Annotated in this window: 15 protein-coding genes; 9 read left to right on the forward strand and 6 right to left on the reverse strand. The window is 44.8% G+C overall.

Annotation, left to right across the window (positions count from 1 at the left end; all coding sequences use genetic code 11):
- Positions 1-24: 24 nt before the first annotated feature.
- From ORJ00_RS04695 to yacG, 8 genes are all read left to right on the forward strand, one after another.
- Positions 25-1,431: a sulfatase-like hydrolase/transferase gene (locus tag ORJ00_RS04695; protein ID WP_306139131.1), complete on the forward strand. Its 1,407-nt coding sequence runs from the start codon at positions 25-27 to the stop codon at positions 1,429-1,431.
- 91 nt (positions 1,432-1,522) lie between these two features.
- On the forward strand, positions 1,523-2,608 hold the full coding sequence (locus ORJ00_RS04700; protein ID WP_306139132.1) for an acyltransferase family protein: 1,086 nt from the start codon (positions 1,523-1,525) through the stop codon (positions 2,606-2,608).
- A 79-nt stretch (positions 2,609-2,687) separates the two neighbouring features.
- On the forward strand, positions 2,688-4,385 hold the full coding sequence (gene pilB / locus ORJ00_RS04705) for a type IV-A pilus assembly ATPase PilB (RefSeq protein ID WP_306139133.1): 1,698 nt from the start codon (positions 2,688-2,690) through the stop codon (positions 4,383-4,385).
- Positions 4,386-4,466: 81 nt separating this feature from the next.
- A complete protein-coding gene (locus ORJ00_RS04710) occupies positions 4,467-5,699 on the forward strand; it encodes a type II secretion system F family protein (RefSeq protein ID WP_306139134.1) in 1,233 nt (410 codons plus the stop codon).
- 13 nt (positions 5,700-5,712) lie between these two features.
- Positions 5,713-6,582 carry a prepilin peptidase gene (locus ORJ00_RS04715; protein WP_370304637.1) on the forward strand — a complete coding sequence of 290 codons (870 nt, stop codon included), beginning with the start codon at positions 5,713-5,715 and terminating at the stop codon, positions 6,580-6,582.
- Positions 6,582-7,187, forward strand: a complete 606-nt coding sequence (coaE, locus tag ORJ00_RS04720; protein ID WP_306139136.1) for a dephospho-CoA kinase — start codon at positions 6,582-6,584, stop codon at positions 7,185-7,187. Before ORJ00_RS04715 ends, coaE begins: the two co-directional genes overlap by 1 nt.
- 46 nt (positions 7,188-7,233) lie before the next feature.
- Positions 7,234-7,980: a cell division protein ZapD gene (zapD, locus tag ORJ00_RS04725; protein ID WP_027670870.1), complete on the forward strand. Its 747-nt coding sequence runs from the start codon at positions 7,234-7,236 to the stop codon at positions 7,978-7,980.
- Positions 7,981-8,039: 59 nt separating this feature from the next.
- Positions 8,040-8,267, forward strand: a complete 228-nt coding sequence (gene yacG, locus ORJ00_RS04730; RefSeq protein ID WP_306139137.1) for a DNA gyrase inhibitor YacG — start codon at positions 8,040-8,042, stop codon at positions 8,265-8,267.
- 35 nt (positions 8,268-8,302) lie between these two features.
- Here the strand turns inward: yacG and mutT are convergent, their stop codons facing one another.
- Both mutT and secA read right to left on the reverse strand, forming a co-directional pair.
- Positions 8,303-8,722, reverse strand: coding sequence for an 8-oxo-dGTP diphosphatase MutT (gene mutT / locus ORJ00_RS04735; RefSeq protein ID WP_205623199.1), 420 nt, complete (start codon positions 8,720-8,722; stop codon positions 8,303-8,305).
- An 87-nt stretch (positions 8,723-8,809) separates the two neighbouring features.
- Positions 8,810-11,527 carry a preprotein translocase subunit SecA gene (secA, locus tag ORJ00_RS04740; RefSeq protein ID WP_306126326.1) on the reverse strand — a complete coding sequence of 906 codons (2,718 nt, stop codon included), beginning with the start codon at positions 11,525-11,527 and terminating at the stop codon, positions 8,810-8,812.
- Between the two features lie 198 nt (positions 11,528-11,725).
- Between secA and ORJ00_RS04745 the strand changes: the two genes are divergently transcribed.
- Positions 11,726-12,199 carry a DciA family protein gene (locus ORJ00_RS04745; RefSeq protein WP_306126325.1) on the forward strand — a complete coding sequence of 158 codons (474 nt, stop codon included), beginning with the start codon at positions 11,726-11,728 and terminating at the stop codon, positions 12,197-12,199.
- A 32-nt stretch (positions 12,200-12,231) separates the two neighbouring features.
- Here the strand turns inward: ORJ00_RS04745 and lpxC are convergent, their stop codons facing one another.
- The 4 genes from lpxC to ORJ00_RS04765 all read right to left on the reverse strand — a co-directional run bounded on the left by lpxC (position 12,232) and on the right by ORJ00_RS04765 (position 16,457).
- Complete coding sequence (gene lpxC, locus ORJ00_RS04750; RefSeq protein WP_305975263.1) at positions 12,232-13,143, reverse strand: UDP-3-O-acyl-N-acetylglucosamine deacetylase; 912 nt, start codon at positions 13,141-13,143, stop codon at positions 12,232-12,234.
- Between the two features lie 132 nt (positions 13,144-13,275).
- Positions 13,276-14,445: a cell division protein FtsZ gene (ftsZ, locus tag ORJ00_RS04755; protein WP_027670876.1), complete on the reverse strand. Its 1,170-nt coding sequence runs from the start codon at positions 14,443-14,445 to the stop codon at positions 13,276-13,278.
- Positions 14,446-14,472: 27 nt separating this feature from the next.
- Entirely contained in the window at positions 14,473-15,708 is a 1,236-nt protein-coding gene (ftsA, locus tag ORJ00_RS04760; protein WP_027670877.1) for a cell division protein FtsA, read from the reverse strand.
- A complete protein-coding gene (locus ORJ00_RS04765; protein ID WP_305975260.1) occupies positions 15,705-16,457 on the reverse strand; it encodes a cell division protein FtsQ/DivIB in 753 nt (250 codons plus the stop codon). Before ORJ00_RS04765 ends, ftsA begins: the two co-directional genes overlap by 4 nt.
- Position 16,458 lies beyond the last annotated feature (1 nt).

Below are 16,458 nucleotides of genomic sequence, written 5' to 3' on the forward strand. Positions count from 1 at the left end.
TTTGCGCGATAATTAGATTTATTTATGAACATAAAAAAAGATTTAATCAAACCTTTAATATTACTTGTTGTACTACCAAATATATTTTTTGTATTGGCGGCGAGCTATTTTCACTTAGGCCGCTCGTTAGTAAATCTTGATTACCTGTTTGCCGCATTACTAGTGGTAAGCCCATTTACAATAATTGGATATGTTTTATTTGCTATATTTTTACTGGTTGACTTGTTAGCTTTAGTTAGCCAAATATTTCAGTTCGTTCGTTTGGATAATTTGCTGTACTTATCCTCATTCATTCTCGAAGCACCAACCACCTATCAACTAACTACTGCATTCGGTGCTGTTATAATACTAATATTTTTTTGGGGTGTATTCAGCATCAAAAAAAATGTCGGTGCCGCACACACGCTGGTGTTATTTAATTTAGCGATAGTTATTTATGCTGTATCTTTTTATTCAGATTCACGCTCCATCGAGGAGCAAAGGGTGTGGCGCGTTGATAATCCACCTTTAGTTGGTAGCCCTACTTATTACACCTGGCGTTTGAGATCTGACCTCTTTTTTCAAAGTGTCTTTTTAGATGGCCAAGTTTTTTCTGATCATAAAATATCCGGCGCCACATCTAAAGCGTATTCAAATTTAGAACAAGAAAAATATCAAAAAGTTTTACTCATTGTTAATGAGTCTTGGGGCGTTGTGCACAACGATAATATTAACGCAAAACTGCTAAGTCCATTGAAACAGCTAAACGACAAAATAACAGATTTTTCATCTGGAGAATTTGGTTTTTCTGGTGCTACAGTAGCGGGTGAATTGCGTGAATTATGCAATCTGGCGCCTCTGCACTTTAATTTAAAAGATGTAAAAGAGGGTTTTCAACATTGCCTACCGCATAAATTAAAGCAGCAAGGATTCAACACTACAGCCTTTCATGCTGCCTCTGGTGTTTTGTACGACCGCATTTATTGGTACAAGACAGCAGGATTTAATAATTTTTACTTTTTCGAACATCTAAATTGGGACAGGCGTTGTTTTTCATACCCAGGTGGTTGTGACTTTGAGATTATTCATGACGTAACTAAAAGCTTGAGTGAACCAGGGAAGCAATTTGTTTACTGGCTAACACTAAACTCGCATGCAACTTATGACAAGAGAGATATAGTTTTAGATATATTCAATTGTGAGGAGTTTGATGTAGACCCAAGCACACAAAGTTGTCGTAACCTTAAACTACAAGCACAGTTTTTTGCGACCTTGTCTAAAGCTATAGAAAATGCTGAATTAGACAATGCATTAGTTATTGTAGTATCAGATCATGCACCGATAATTAGTGATCAGGAAGAAAAAATCAGATACTTTGTTGATAACAAGGTTAATTGGTTAAGCTTCACTGTTAAAGCGGACATTTCCAATTCTATGACTTCAGTGGATTAACAGTCTATATTAATAGCTATAGGGCGCAATTTAATTTTGGAGAAGCACTTTGAGAAATTTCCCCATCTTTAAAATGTGTAAACAGGAGGTGATGCTAGAGAAGACTACTTCTCTTTATCTTGATTTTTTGCGCTTACTCTCGGCCTTATTAGTATTTGCTTATCACGCACGGGCAGAACGCTTAAACGGTCAGTGGATAGGGGTAGTAGGTAATTTTGGCCATGATGCAGTTATCGTTTTTTTTGTATTGTCTGGTTTTGTAATCGCTTATACAACGGCTCGAAAACCTGCTGATATAAATAGTTTTATAAAGAGCCGTTTAGCCAGATTATACTCAGTTGCTGTACCGGCCTTAATTTTTACGGTTCTGGCCGACTACATTGGTCAATATTTCAATCCTTCTATTTATATTACCCCCTACTACGAAGACAGCCAACCACTAGCAAGATTTGTTTACAACCTGCTTTTTATCAATGAGATATGGCATACCTCATGGCGGGCATTTTCAAACGGACCGTTTTGGTCTCTTTCATATGAGTTTTTTTACTATTTAATATTCGCGCTGGCTTTTTATCTCAAAGGCTGGCGGCGCCTATTATATGTTGCGCTTGCGGCGCTTGTTGCTGGACCCAAAATACTGATCCTATTACCCACATGGCTGGTTGGTGTATTACTTTTCCATCTAAATAAAAACATAACTCTTAGATTTTCGTTTAGTTTATTTTTAATGTTCGGCTCTATAGTTTTGTATTCGGCATATCGCCTTTCCGGGCTACCGAATTATTTGTATAACGCAACCAAAGAATTAATAGGTAAGGAATTTATACTCATCAGTCTAGATATGAGTCGGTGGTTCCTAAATGACTACATTGTATCTATGTTAGTTGCAATGAACATTTTAGGTACAGCTTCAATATTAAGGTATATTTCAATAAACCATAGAGTAAGCTTCTTCATCCGCTATTTTGCTGGCATGACGTTCACGCTATATTTATTTCACTACCCCTTGCTACAGTTATTTGGCAGTACTTTAAGTAATAACGTCATTATTGTTACCCTTAGTCTTGCTAGTGTCATGATTATTGCACCAGTAACTGAAGGAAGTAAAACTCATTGGTTGCGACTGTTTAACCGAATACACCAGCTTTTAAGAAAGCCGACCTACGAAAGGTATTAAACTTGAATAACTATCGTTTAGTGGCATAATCTACAGATTATGCATAGTCTTATTTGCAAAATCAGGATGTTTTCGCTTAATGGCCGTTACGACTACCTCTACCTTATTTAGACGCTTAGTACAGCTGGGCATTATTAACGGCGACCAAGCCACTAAAATTGTTACCGACAAAGGTGGCCAGTTTAAAAACCTGCCCGAGCTGTTGATAAACGAAAAGCTGATTACCTCAGAAGGGCTCGCCCGCGCAGCCAGCGGTATTAGCCATGCCATTAGCCTGGATTTAGAGCATTACGATCTCGCTTTTGTACCCGAAGATTTACGCAACGAAAAACTGATCCGTAAAACCGATATGCTGCCGCTGGGTAAACGCGGCCGTAATATGTTTTTAGCGGTTGTCGACCCCACTAATATTCAAACCATTGAAGATTTTGAGTTTAATACCGGCTTAAACGCTGAAGTGGTTGTGGTGGAATACGACAAGCTGCACAAGCTGATTGATAAACTGTTTGATAACAGTATGGGCGGCGATTTTAGCGACAGCGACTGGGATTTAGGCTCAATGGGCATTGAGCAAGCCGAAGAAGACGACGGCCCAGGCGCTCAGCCAGATAAAGAAGATCAGCCCATTATTGCCTTTATTAACAAGATGCTGCTGGATGCTATTCGCAAAGGAGCCTCTGATTTGCACTTTGAGCCCTACGAAAAAACCTACCGTATCCGCTTTCGTATTGACGGCATTTTAAATGAAGTTGCCAGCCCACCAGTAGCCTTATCTACGCGATTATCGGCGCGTTTAAAAGTCATGTCACGCCTGGATATTGCTGAAAAACGAGTACCGCAAGATGGCCGGATTAAGCTAAAACTGTCAGCAAAAAAGTCTATCGATTTCCGTGTTAGTACCTTACCAACGCTTTGGGGCGAGAAAATTGTAATGCGTATTCTCGACTCAGACAGTGCCATGCTGGGTATTGATGTGCTGGGTTATGAAGAAAACCAGAAAAAGCTCTATCTAGATGCGTTGGCCCAACCGCAAGGCATGATACTGGTAACGGGTCCTACAGGTTCGGGTAAAACGGTATCACTGTATACCGGTTTGGCAATTCTTAATACTAGCGAAACCAATATATCAACCGCAGAAGACCCGGTAGAAATTAACTTAGCCGGGGTAAACCAGGTACAGGTCAACCCACGTGCAGGCCTGACATTCGCCTCTGCGTTAAAAGCTTTTTTACGACAAGACCCTGATGTCGTTATGGTGGGTGAGATACGGGATTTAGAAACTGCTGAAATTGCTATTAAAGCCGCACAAACCGGTCACTTGGTATTATCCACCCTGCACACTAACTCGGCGCCGGAAACCTTAACCCGCTTGCTTAATATGGGGGTGCCATCTTACAACGTTGCCAGCTCGGTGTCGTTAATTATTGCCCAGCGTCTTGCCCGCAGGCTTTGTGGTCAATGTAAACAACTAGAAGTGTTGCCTGAAGCTGAACTGTTAAAGCAAGGCTTTACGCCCGAGCAGCTACCTAGCATAAAAATATTTAAACCGATAGGTTGCGATCATTGCACTAACGGTTATAAAGGCCGGGTGGGTATTTATGAAGTAATGCCAATCAGTGGCAAGATGGCCGACATAATTATGCAAGGCGGTAACTCGTTAGATATTGCCACCCAAGCCCAGAAAGATGGCGTGAATAATTTGCGTCAGTCAGGTTTAATTAAAGCAGCTGCAGGCTTAACCAGCCTCGCTGAAATAAACCGGGTAACCAAAGGTTAAATTTATCTTTACAATCGTTCAGCGGTGCGTCAATTTACCCCGCTTAGATAGTGCGTTTATGCACAGCAACAGGACACAACTATGGCTCAGGCACAACAATTTAAAATAAAAGAGCTGGAAGCATTTAGCTATAAAGGCGTAAACCGGCGCGGCAAAAAAGTAGACGGCGAAATTAAAGGCACCAGCATAGCGGAAGTAAAAGCCTTATTGCGTCAGCAGGGCATTACACCATCAGGGGTTAAGCGCAAACCGAAATCGCTATTTGGCGAAGGCAAAGCCATTAAACCGGTAGATATTGCTATTTTCACCCGACAAATAGCCACAATGTTAGGTGCTGGTGTGCCGCTGGTGCAATCTATTGATTTGATTGCTAACGGTTCTGACAATAAAAATATGCGTAATTTAATGCAGAAAATATCAGTAAAGATACAAGCTGGCTTACCGCTATCAGAAACACTGCGTGAGCACCCCAAGTATTTTGATGAATTATATTGTGACCTGGTTAAATCTGGTGAATCTTCCGGTTCATTGGATGCCATTTTTGACCGCTTGGCAGTTTATAAAGAAAAAGCCGAAGCACTTAAGTCTAAAATCAAAAAAGCCATGTTTTACCCGATAGCCGTATTGGTAGTGTCTGCCATTGTAACATCGATACTGCTTATTTTTGTGGTGCCACAATTTGCCGAAATTTTTGCCGGCTTTGGCGCTGAATTGCCAGCTTTTACCTTGTTTGTCTTAGGCATTTCTGAATTCATGCAAGAGTACTGGTGGCTAGTACTAGCCTTTATTTTTGCATTTGGTTATCTGGTAAAAAAAACGTATGCCAACAACCTGAAATTCCGTACCTGGGCCGATGGGCGTATTATTAAGTTGCCTGTTATTGGTGGTATTTTGAATAAAGCCGCTGTTGCGCGCTATGCCCGTACTTTGTCTACTACCTTCGCTGCCGGTGTGCCATTAATTGAGGCGTTGGAGTCTGCTGCTGGCGCTGCTGGTAATGAAGTATATAAAAACGCCATTTTGTTTATTCGGGAAGAGGTATCCTCCGGTAATCAAATGTATTTAGCCATGAAACAAACTGACCAATTCCCTGAAATGGTGGTGCAAATGGTGTCTATTGGTGAAGAATCCGGTGCACTAGATAGTATGCTAGCCAAAGTGGCCAATATTTACGAGCAAGAAGTCGACGATGCAGTAGACGGCTTAACCGCCTTGCTGGAACCGCTTATTATGGCTGTGCTAGGCGTAATAATTGGTGGTTTGATTATTGCCATGTACCTGCCAATTTTCCAACTTGGCGCAATTGTAGGGTAATGTAGTGCAAAATATCGTTGAGCTATTTAGTAGTTACCCTGAATCATTTATCGCTGCCGTCGTTATTTTTAGCCTGATGATTGGCAGCTTTTTAAATGTGGTGGTCTACCGGCTGCCAAAAATGATGGAAAACGACTGGCAACAAGAATATCAGGCCTATTTTAACGCGGACCAAACCCAGCAAGAAACTAGTAAATTTAACCTGGCCGTGCCTCGTTCTGCCTGCCCCAGCTGCAATACACAACTTAAGGCACGAGATAATATACCCGTGCTTAGCTGGCTGCTATTAGGCGGTAAATGCCGCAACTGTAGTGCACCTATTAGCAAGCGTTACCCGGCAGTGGAGACGCTTACTGCGGTTATGTCTGGTGTCGTAGCGTGGCAGTTGGGTTTTGGTGTTCCGGCGTTGTTACTTATTATCATTACCTGGGCGCTTATTGCACTCACGTTTATTGATATCGACAGGATGCTACTGCCTGATCAATTAACGTTACCTCTCTTGTGGTTGGTACTGGTATTTAGTCTGTCAGATTCAGCCTTTGTTAATCCTTCACAGGCCATTATTGGCGCCGCTGCAGGTTACCTTAGTTTATGGTCGGTATACTGGCTATTTAAACTGCTTACCGGTAAAGAGGGCATGGGCTACGGTGACTTTAAGTTAATGGCCGTGTTTGGTGCTTTGTTAGGCTGGCAACAATTGCCGCTAATTATTTTATTATCGTCTGTCGTTGGTGCTGTAGTGGGCATTACATTACTAAGTGTGCAGGGTAAGGACAAGGCGACGCCAATACCTTTTGGCCCTTACATCGCCGCCGCAGGCTGGATAGCTATGCTGTGGGGTGAGCAACTAACAAACGCCTATCTACGCTATTTAGGCGTGTAATGTCGGGCTTTGTGGTGGGCCTTACCGGGGGCATAGGCTGCGGCAAAAGTACTATTGCTAAGCTTTTTGCTGACTTGGGTGTAGGCTATGTTGATGCTGATATTGTCGCACGTGAAGTGGTGTTACCTGGCACGCCTTGCCTTCAGGCAATTGTACAGCGATTTGGTAACACCATTTTGCAAGCAAATGGCGAATTAAACCGCCATAAACTGCGGCAGCATATTTTTAGCCATGCCTCCGACAAAGCCTGGCTGGAACAATTGCTTCATCCTGCAATAAGGCAGCAGCTACTCGAGCAATTGCACACGCTAACGTCACCCTACGCTTTGCTGGTGGCACCCTTATTGTTGGAAAACAAGCTAAACCAATATGTGCAACGGGTGTTGGTTATAGATTTACCTGAAAGCCTGCAGCTAGAACGCGCGATGACACGTGATGCAGCCAATGCTGAACAGATTAATGCCATAATGGCTGCACAGATGTCGCGTACGCAACGGCTGAAACTGGCCGACGATATTATTACTAATGACAGCAGTCTCTCTGAATTGCCCGCTAAAGTTGCCGCCCTGCATAAGCAGTATTTGTTGCAGGCAACATCACAGTAGTTTCTGGCGTTGAGTGTGTTGTCCTAACAGGTGTAACAACATACCAATGACTGAAATACTTTATGAACACCCACTCAATGAAAAAATGCGCACCTATTTGCGCCTAGAACACTTACATAATCAACTGCAAAATTTAACGTCGCTTGAAAATGAATGGCAGCAACAAGCTTTTTTTAACGTACTGTTTGAAGTGATAGATGTGTTAGATCGTAATGATATCCGGCCTGAACTGATTAAAGACTGCGAACGAACCGAGTCAGCCCTGGTTGCATGGTCTAAACATCCATCGGTGTCTGACGATAAGCTAACACCGGTATTGCAACAAGCTGTACGCTTACAAAGTGAGCTGTTACGCAATGGCAAGCTGGTAGGTAATTTAAAAGACGACAAGTTTCTCGCCCCACTGCGACAACGTTTCGCCATACCTGGCGGCACCTGCTATTTTGATGTACCACAATTGCACTATTGGTTTAACTTAGCCATTGAGCTGCGTCAACCCGCCGCACAGCAGTGGTGTAGCGAACTTAGCCTAGTGCAGCAGGCTGTTAGTTTTATACTGGGTTTTACTCGCGAGAAAGGCGCCTTTGTTGAGATAAAGGCCAAGAATGGCTTTTACCAAAGTAATACCGAGCAACACGAGCTATTGCGTATTCGCTACACACCGCTAGAACATGCTTACCCAACAGTCAGTGGCAACAAATATCGCTATGCCATCAGGTTCATGCAGCTTTGCGAAGAAACCGGCCGCAGTAATAGTGATAAACATGTCAGTTTTCAATTGGCATGCTGTTAACGTTCAAACAATAGACTTGAAAATGCTAGAATGACGGCAACTGAATTCGGAGTTACGTTATGAAAGTTAAATGCCCTACCTGTGATAAAGATGTCGTCTGGTCGGCTGATGCCTCCTTCAGGCCATTTTGTTCTGAACGCTGTAAGTTAATAGATCTGGGCGACTGGGCAGCAGAAAACCACCGTATTCCCGACAAGGCACCAATAGATGCGGCCTTGTCAGAAGAATATCTGGCAGAGCTGGAACAAGAATTTATTGCGCAGGACAACAATTTTTTCAAACACTAACACCATCTGTGTGGTAGATCTCGCTTTTGTGTGTGTTAGCTCTGTGACAAATACTCTTGGATACGCTCAACGATGGGCTGATTTGCATCGGGGAATTCGATAGTGCTCAACTCGGTTGAGCTTGCCCAGCGTAGCGGTTGCCCTTCACGGCCATGCGGCTGGCCGTCAAAGCCGGTAACCAGATATATATCCAGCAATACCGTTTTCTCGGGGTAGGCGTACTCTAGCTGCATAAAAGCGCTGCTTTGTGTTACGGTAATGGTTATCTCTTCATACAGCTCACGGCTAAGCGCTTGTGGCACTGTTTCACCAGCCTCTACCTTGCCACCGGGAAACTCCCATTTACCGCCCTGATGCTGTGTGCTGCTGCGTAGCGCCAGTAAAACCTGACTATCACGCAATATCACCCCGACGGCCACATGAACAACCTTCACCATGCTGTTTGTTTGCTGCATTGTCTTACCTTGCAAAATAACACCCTAGTCTAAAACAACAAAGCCAGCCTAAGCTGACTTTGCGTTAACCCTGTGCCACCGAGTTGGTTAAACTAACTTACCGTGACACTGTTTGTATTTCATACCTGAGCCACAAGGACAGGGATCATTACGACCTACTTTATCTTGTTCGCGAAACACCGGACCGCGTGGTAAATCGTCTGGCACATTACCACTAACCTGCTCAGCCGGGGCGTGTTGATATGCATGTGGTACGGCATCCGCTTTTCGGCGTTGCTCATCAACCGCGGCAACATCTTCAGCCGCTTTTACCTGAACCCGGCCTAATACACCGACAACATCAATCTTCAGGTTTTCTAGCATAGTAGAAAACAACTCGAAAGCTTCACGCTTGTATTCTTGCTTCGGGTTCTTCTGTGCGTAACCACGCAGGTTAATGCCCTGACGCAAGTGATCCATTGCCGCCAAATGCTCTTTCCAGTGCGTATCCAAACTTTGTAACATAATTGCTTTTTCAAATTGGCGTAATACGTCTGGGCCAACCATTTGCTCTTTGTCGCTGTAAGCTTTTTCAACTTCTTGTTGAATACGCTCGCGGAGCTTTTCTTCAAATAACTTCTTATCCTCTGCCAACCATTGCGTAATAGGCAAATTCATTAAGAAGTCGGCTTTTAAGCGTTGCTCTAAGCCTGGTATGTCCCACATCTCATCCAGGGACTGAGGCGGAATATACTGGCTAATAATACCGTCAATAACATCAAAACGGATTGCAGTGATGGTTTCACTGATATCAGTCGCATCTAACAGCTCGTTACGCTGTTCGTACACCACTTTACGTTGGTCGTTTGCTACATCATCAAATTCAAGCAGTTGCTTACGAATATCAAAGTTACGCGCTTCAACTTTGCGCTGTGCATTTTCAATGGCACGGCTTACCCAAGGGTGCTCAATCGCTTCGCCTTTTTCCATCCCCAAACGACGCATCATCCCAGCCATACGGTCGGAAGCAAAAATACGCATCAGGCTGTCATCCAGCGACAGATAAAATCGGCTTGAACCCGGATCGCCCTGACGGCCTGAACGACCACGTAACTGGTTATCAATACGGCGTGATTCGTGACGCTCAGTAGCGATAATATGCAAGCCACCCGCGCTAATTACCGCATCGTGTCGCACTTGCCATTCGGCTTTCACTTTTTCTTTATCAGCATCAGTAGCGTCAGCACCCAGTGCCGCCAATTCGGCCTGCAAGTTACCGCCCAATACGATGTCTGTACCACGACCTGCCATATTGGTTGCAATGGTTACCGTACCGGGTTGGCCGGCTTGAGCGATAATTTGCGCTTCATTCGCGTGGAACTTGGCGTTCAGTACCTGATGCTTAATTTTGGCTTTGTTTAACAGGTTAGATAAGTACTCTGAGCTTTCAATTGATGCAGTACCCACCAACACCGGCCGTCCGGCATCGCGCGTTTCAATAATGTCGGCGATAATCGCCTGATATTTATCTTCAGCATTTAAGTAAACTAAATCAGCCATGTCTTTACGAACCATCGGCCGGTTAGTTGGCACTACAATCGTTTCCAGACCATAGATTTGCTGAAATTCAAAAGCCTCAGTGTCAGCTGTACCTGTCATGCCAGACAGTTTGTCATATAACCGGAAGTAATTCTGGAAGGTGATGGATGCCAGCGTTTGGTTTTCGTTCTGAATTTTAACGCCTTCTTTGGCTTCAACAGCCTGGTGCAAACCCTCTGACCAACGGCGGCCTTCCATTGTGCGACCTGTGTGCTCATCGACAATGATGATCTCACCCTCTTTTACTACGTAATCAACGTCGCGCTTAAACAGCTGGTGCGCCCGCAGTGCAGCATAGACGTGATGCAGTAAGGTAATGTTAGCCGCTGAAAACAAGGTGTCATGCTCTTGAATTAAGCCATGCTCACGCAGCATGTCTTCAACTTTTATTTGACCTTGTTCAGTTAAATACACCTGGCGGGCTTTTTCATCGACGGTAAAGTGGCCATCGCCGTGAGCACCTTCTTCGTCTTCTTTGTCCTGCTTAACCAGTTGTGGTACCAGTACGTTAATTTGCTTATACAGCTCTGAGCTGTCTTCAGCCGGACCAGAAATAATTAATGGTGTACGCGCTTCGTCGATTAAAATTGAATCCACTTCATCGATAATAGCGAATGCTTGGTCACGTTGAGCGCGATCTGCTGGCGAAAACGCCATATTGTCGCGCAAATAATCAAAGCCAAATTCATTGTTGGTACCGTAGGTAATATCCGCGGCATAGGCTTGTTGCTTTTCATGGGGGGCCATACCAGGAACGTTAACACCCACGGTTAACCCCAGGAAAGAAAATAATGGTGCATTGGTCTGGGCATCGCGCCGGGCCAGATAATCATTCACCGTAATAACGTGAACACCGCCACCACTTAACGCATTCAGGTAAGCGGGCAAGGTTGCGGTTAAGGTTTTACCCTCACCGGTGCGCATTTCAGAAATTTTCCCCTGATGCAGCACCATGCCACCGATTAACTGCACATCAAAGTGGCGCATACCAAACACCCGCTTACTGGCTTCGCGCACAGTTGCAAATGCCTGCGGTAAAAGGTCATCCAAGGTGCTGCCATCGGCTAGTTGCTGTTTAAATTCTTGCGTCTTCTGTTTCAGCTGGTCGTCGGATAAGGCTTCAAATTCTGCCTCTAACGCATTGATCTGCTGTGCTTGTTTTTCTAATTTTTTTAAGAAGCGGTCGTTGCGGCTACCAAATAATTTGGTAAAAAGTTTTCCAAACATTATCCAAATACCATGTTAAGTTAAAACTGCAGTGCAGCCCTGGCGGCGCTCGGCCCGACCAGTAATAAGATTAAAACCCCAGCATATTACGCCAGATATGGTGACCAATGCCAACGCTTTCAAGGTGCAACATTCTCTGTCTTCACAGAAGCTGCTACACTGGGCCAATACATGTAATGCTGCAAAGGCACAGAAGCAATGGCCCGTTATACACAAAAACCTCAGGACATAAGCAAGGTGTTATCACACAGCACGTTAGCTATGCAGCAGCAACAGGTTAGCTTGGTGCAACAGCTAAATCAGGTACTTGCTGAGGTACTCCAACTTGAGCAGCTCAGTTTCTGCCAGGTTAGCTGCATTCGCGATGGCCGGGCAGTCATATTATCTGCCTCTGCGCCCTGGCTAACCCGTTTAAAATTGCAGCGCGACGCCATTCTAGACAATTTTCGCCGAAAAATCTTGCCTGATTTGGCAGGAATTGACATAGAGGCCTCTCCAAATGGCCAGATCAATAAACTGCAAGTGCCAATACCTCAAAAAAACAGCCATCATTTATCTGCCAGCGCAGCTGTAGCATTGCGGGCCGTGGCAAAAGGTAGTGATGGCGCGTTAAAACAGGCACTGCTAAAACTCGCGCAAAACGCCGATATCAAAAACAATAAAACCCGGTAAGAACCGGGTTTTATGTTGCTTTTAAGCTGACGTTACGCCAATTGCGGCGCTAAATAAGAAATAGGCATCTGTGCTTTGTCTTCAAAACTCACAAACTCCCAGTTTTCCTGATTGGCAAGTACCGCACACAATAACTGGTTATTTAGTGCGTGACCTGTTTTGAAAGACTTAAACTCGCCCAAAATACTGTAACCTGCCATATACAAGTCACCAATGGCATCCAAAATTTTGTGCTTAATAAATTCATCGTCATAGCGCAAACCATCTTGGTTCAGCACTCGGTATTCGTCCAATACCACAGCATTATCAAAGCTGCCACCCAGTGCAAGATTATTAGCTCGTAAGTACTCTACTTCATGTAAAAAACCAAAAGTACGGGCGCGACTAATATCCTTAATAAAACCCGCAGCAGAAAAATCCATTACCATATGTTGGGTGGTTTCTGCGATGACCGGATGAGCAAATTCGATGGCAAAATCAATTTTAAAACCATGGTGAGGCTTAAACTCTGCCCATTTATCACCATCTTCAACCCGTACCGCTTTTTTGATGCGAATAAATTTTTTCGCTAAGCGTTGTTCTGCAACACCGGCTTCAAGTAGTAAATAGACAAAGGGGTTGGCACTGCCATCCATAATAGGAATTTCGGCTGAGTCTACTTCAACAACTAAGTTGTCGATTCCCAGCCCGGCAATGGCCGCCATCAGGTGTTCAGTGGTGGATAACCGCACGCCATTTTCATTAATTAAACAGGTACACATTACTGTATCACCGACTAATTCCGGCTTTACTTTAAAATCGACGACAGGGTTAAGATCTACACGACGGAACACAATGCCCGTATTATCCGGCGCAGGTCGGAGAGTAAGCGTAACCTTTTCGCCTTTGTGTAATCCCACTCCAATGGAGCTTACTGTCTTGTCGATAGTACGTTGTTTAATCATAATTTCTTCCTGCTCAAAATTTAAGCAATCACAAAATGGCGGCGAAGCATAGCATAACGTGGCAATTATGCCAAATTTCACTGAACAGCAGCTTAATCCTGCTGTCGGCCTTGCCTGCGACTCAGTATAGACTTAGTCGGCTTGTTTGCGTAAAAACGCCGGAATATCAAATATATCGATATTTGCCTTACTTTCAGCCTGAGGCTTAGCTGACGCTGCCTGCGGCTGCTCCAATTTAGTATGTTGTACTTCTGGATTCAGTGCTGCGCCACCATGAGTGCCATAAAACGGTTTTTGCGTCTCTACCGGGCGGTTGCTCGGCACTAAGCTGATATCTGGGCGGCGATCGATACCGATACCCGTTGCAACAACGGTTACCCGCAATTCATCTTGCATCGTCGGGTCGATAACAGCACCTACAACCACAGTCGCGTTTTCAGAGGCAAACGCTTTAACTGCATTACCTACAGTTTCAAACTCATCAATGCTGATATCTAAACCGGCTGTAATGTTAACCAAAATGCCCTTCGCACCCGACAAATCAATATCTTCCAACAGCGGGCTGGAAATGGCCTGCTCGGCAGCTTCTTCTGCCCGATCAGGGCCAGAAGCACGACCACTACCCATCATGGCAGTACCCATTTCTGACATCACAGTACGTACGTCAGCAAAGTCAACGTTGATTAATCCCGGACGGGTAATCAGTTCGGCAATACCCTGCACTGCACCCAGCAACACATTGTTCGCTGCTTTAAACGCATCCAGTAAGCTGGTGCCTTTACCAAGTACCTTTAATAACTTGTCATTTGGAATGGTGATCAGTGAATCAACGTGCTTGCTCAGTTCCAGAATACCTTCATCAGCAAAAGCGGTACGCTTTTTACCTTCAAACGGAAATGGCTTAGTAACCACTGCTACAGTTAAGATACCCAGTTCACGCGCCACTTCGGCCACGATTGGCGCTGCACCAGTACCTGTACCACCACCCATGCCAGCTGCGATAAAAATCATATCTGCGCCTTGAATGGTTTTTTTAATTGTCTCACGATCTTCTTCTGCTGAGCGACGACCAATTTCAGGGTTAGCACCTGCGCCTAAACCCTTAGTTACGTTCGCGCCTAACTGCAGCGTGATGTGTGCTGAAGAATTACGCAGTGCCTGTGCATCGGTATTCGCCGCTACAAACTCTACACCTTCAATATTGCTAGCAACCATATACTCGACTGCATTACCGCCGCCGCCGCCAACACCAATCACTTTAATTACAGCTTCTTCGCTGTGGTTTTCCATTAACTCAAACATAGCTCTCTCTCCGTTTCTACGCTTACTTTAAAATTCGCCTTTGAACCAGCTGCTGATCCGTTTAAAGAAACTGCCAACTGAATCCCGCACATCCGCATTTTTTTTCTGCTGAGTGCGTGCGTCTTTACCATACAGCAATAACCCCACTACGCTGGCGTAGGCCGGGTCCTGTACGTATTCTTTTAAACCGGTAACATGCATAGGCTGCCCTACGCGCACCGGCATTTGAAAAATGTCTTCGGCAAACTCTACCGCACCTTCCATTTTGGCGGTGCCTCCGGTTAGCACAACACCGGCGGCAATTTGTTCTTCAAGGCCACTACTGCGAATTTCTTCCAGTACCAGCTCAAACAATTCCTGATAGCGCGGCTCTACTACTTCAGCCAAGGTATGGCGGGACATAGACCGCGCAGGCCTGCCGCCAACACTGGGTACTTCAATACTTTCCTCTTTGCCCACCATGCTGCGAAGTGCGCAGGCATACTGCACTTTAATGTCTTCAGCATGACTGATTGGCGTACGAAATATTTTGGCGATATCACTGGTAACCTGATTTCCGGCTACTGGAATAACCGCGGTATGACGCAAGGCACCATTGGTATAAATTGATATATCAATAGTGCCGCCGCCCATGTCGACGACACAGACACCCAGTTCTTTTTCGTCTTCAGTCAGTACCGCAAAACTTGATGCCAGCGAGGTAAAAATAAGCTGGTCAACATGCAAGCCACAACGCTCAACACATTTTTCGATATTTTTTGCCATATCATTAGCACAGGTAATAATGTGCGCTTTTGCTTCCATCCGCACACCAGACATACCAACCGGGCTTTTAATGCCTTCTTGCATATCAACTGAAAACTCTTGCGGTAGCACATGCAACATACGGCGCTCGGCAGAAATAGGCACTGACTTTGCCGCATGAATAACGTTAGACACGTCTTCAGCCGTTACTTCAGTGTCATTAATCGGCACCATGCCACTTTCGTTCTGGCAGCGAATATGTTTTCCGGTGATACCTAAATACACAGAAGAAACCCGGCAATCAGCCATCAACTCAGCTTCGTCAATAGCGCGTTGAACAGCTTGAACCACCAGATTTAAATCGTTAACACCGCCTTTATCCATGCCACGAGATACATGAGTACCGACACCTACAATGCTAAGTTTGTCGTCTGCCGTAATTTCGCCTACCACCGCTTTAATTTGTGCAGTGCCGATATCAAGGCCAACAATCAAATCTCTATCTAACGACTTCGTCATGCTTTTCTCTTTTGTTCAGTGCTATAACGCACCGCTATACCAGTGTCGTAGCGTAAATCTACTTCAGCGACAGCGTCGGTTTTATGTTGACTGATCACCTGATACAGCTCTATAAAACGCTGTACCCGTTTCAGAGTATCATCTCTACCTAACTTCAACGCCACACCATTACTTAAGCTTAACTGCCAGGAAAAGCGCTCGGTTAACCCCAGCGCTACTGCATTAAATTTATGCAGGGCCAGTAAGCCCTGCATATGGCGGAACATGGTCAGAGCGTCCTGCTGGCTGCCTTCGGGGCCGGTTAGCATAGGTAGTTCCGTTTTCAGCTGCTGTAAGGGTGCTTGAAATACCTCACCCTGCTCATTTAATAATTGCTGCTGATTCCAAATAGCTACCGGCTGTTGTTCTGTAACAACCACAACCAGGGCATCAGGCCATTGTTTGCGCACGGCTACCTGATATACCCAAGGTTGTTGCAGTAAGAACTGCTGTACCTGATCCACATTCACGCTAAAAAAGTTACCAACATACTGCTGCTGCAAAATTTGTTGCAATACGCCGGAGTTAATATGATTAAAATCACCGTACAGCCTAACGTGCCGTACAGGTGCACTTTGCTGGCTTTGCAGCCAGTCTGATACTTTAACTGCACCCCAACCTAGCGTCAGCATGGCGGCAATAAAAAACAGCACCCCGGCATAAAACGCCGGACGTTGTTTAAATTGCAGCTTCGGCAAACGCAGGTTCATG

Origin of the sequence: Rheinheimera baltica (assembly GCF_030731985.1) — a bacterium.
Taxonomy (GTDB): Bacteria; Pseudomonadota; Gammaproteobacteria; order Enterobacterales; family Alteromonadaceae; genus Alishewanella; species Alishewanella baltica.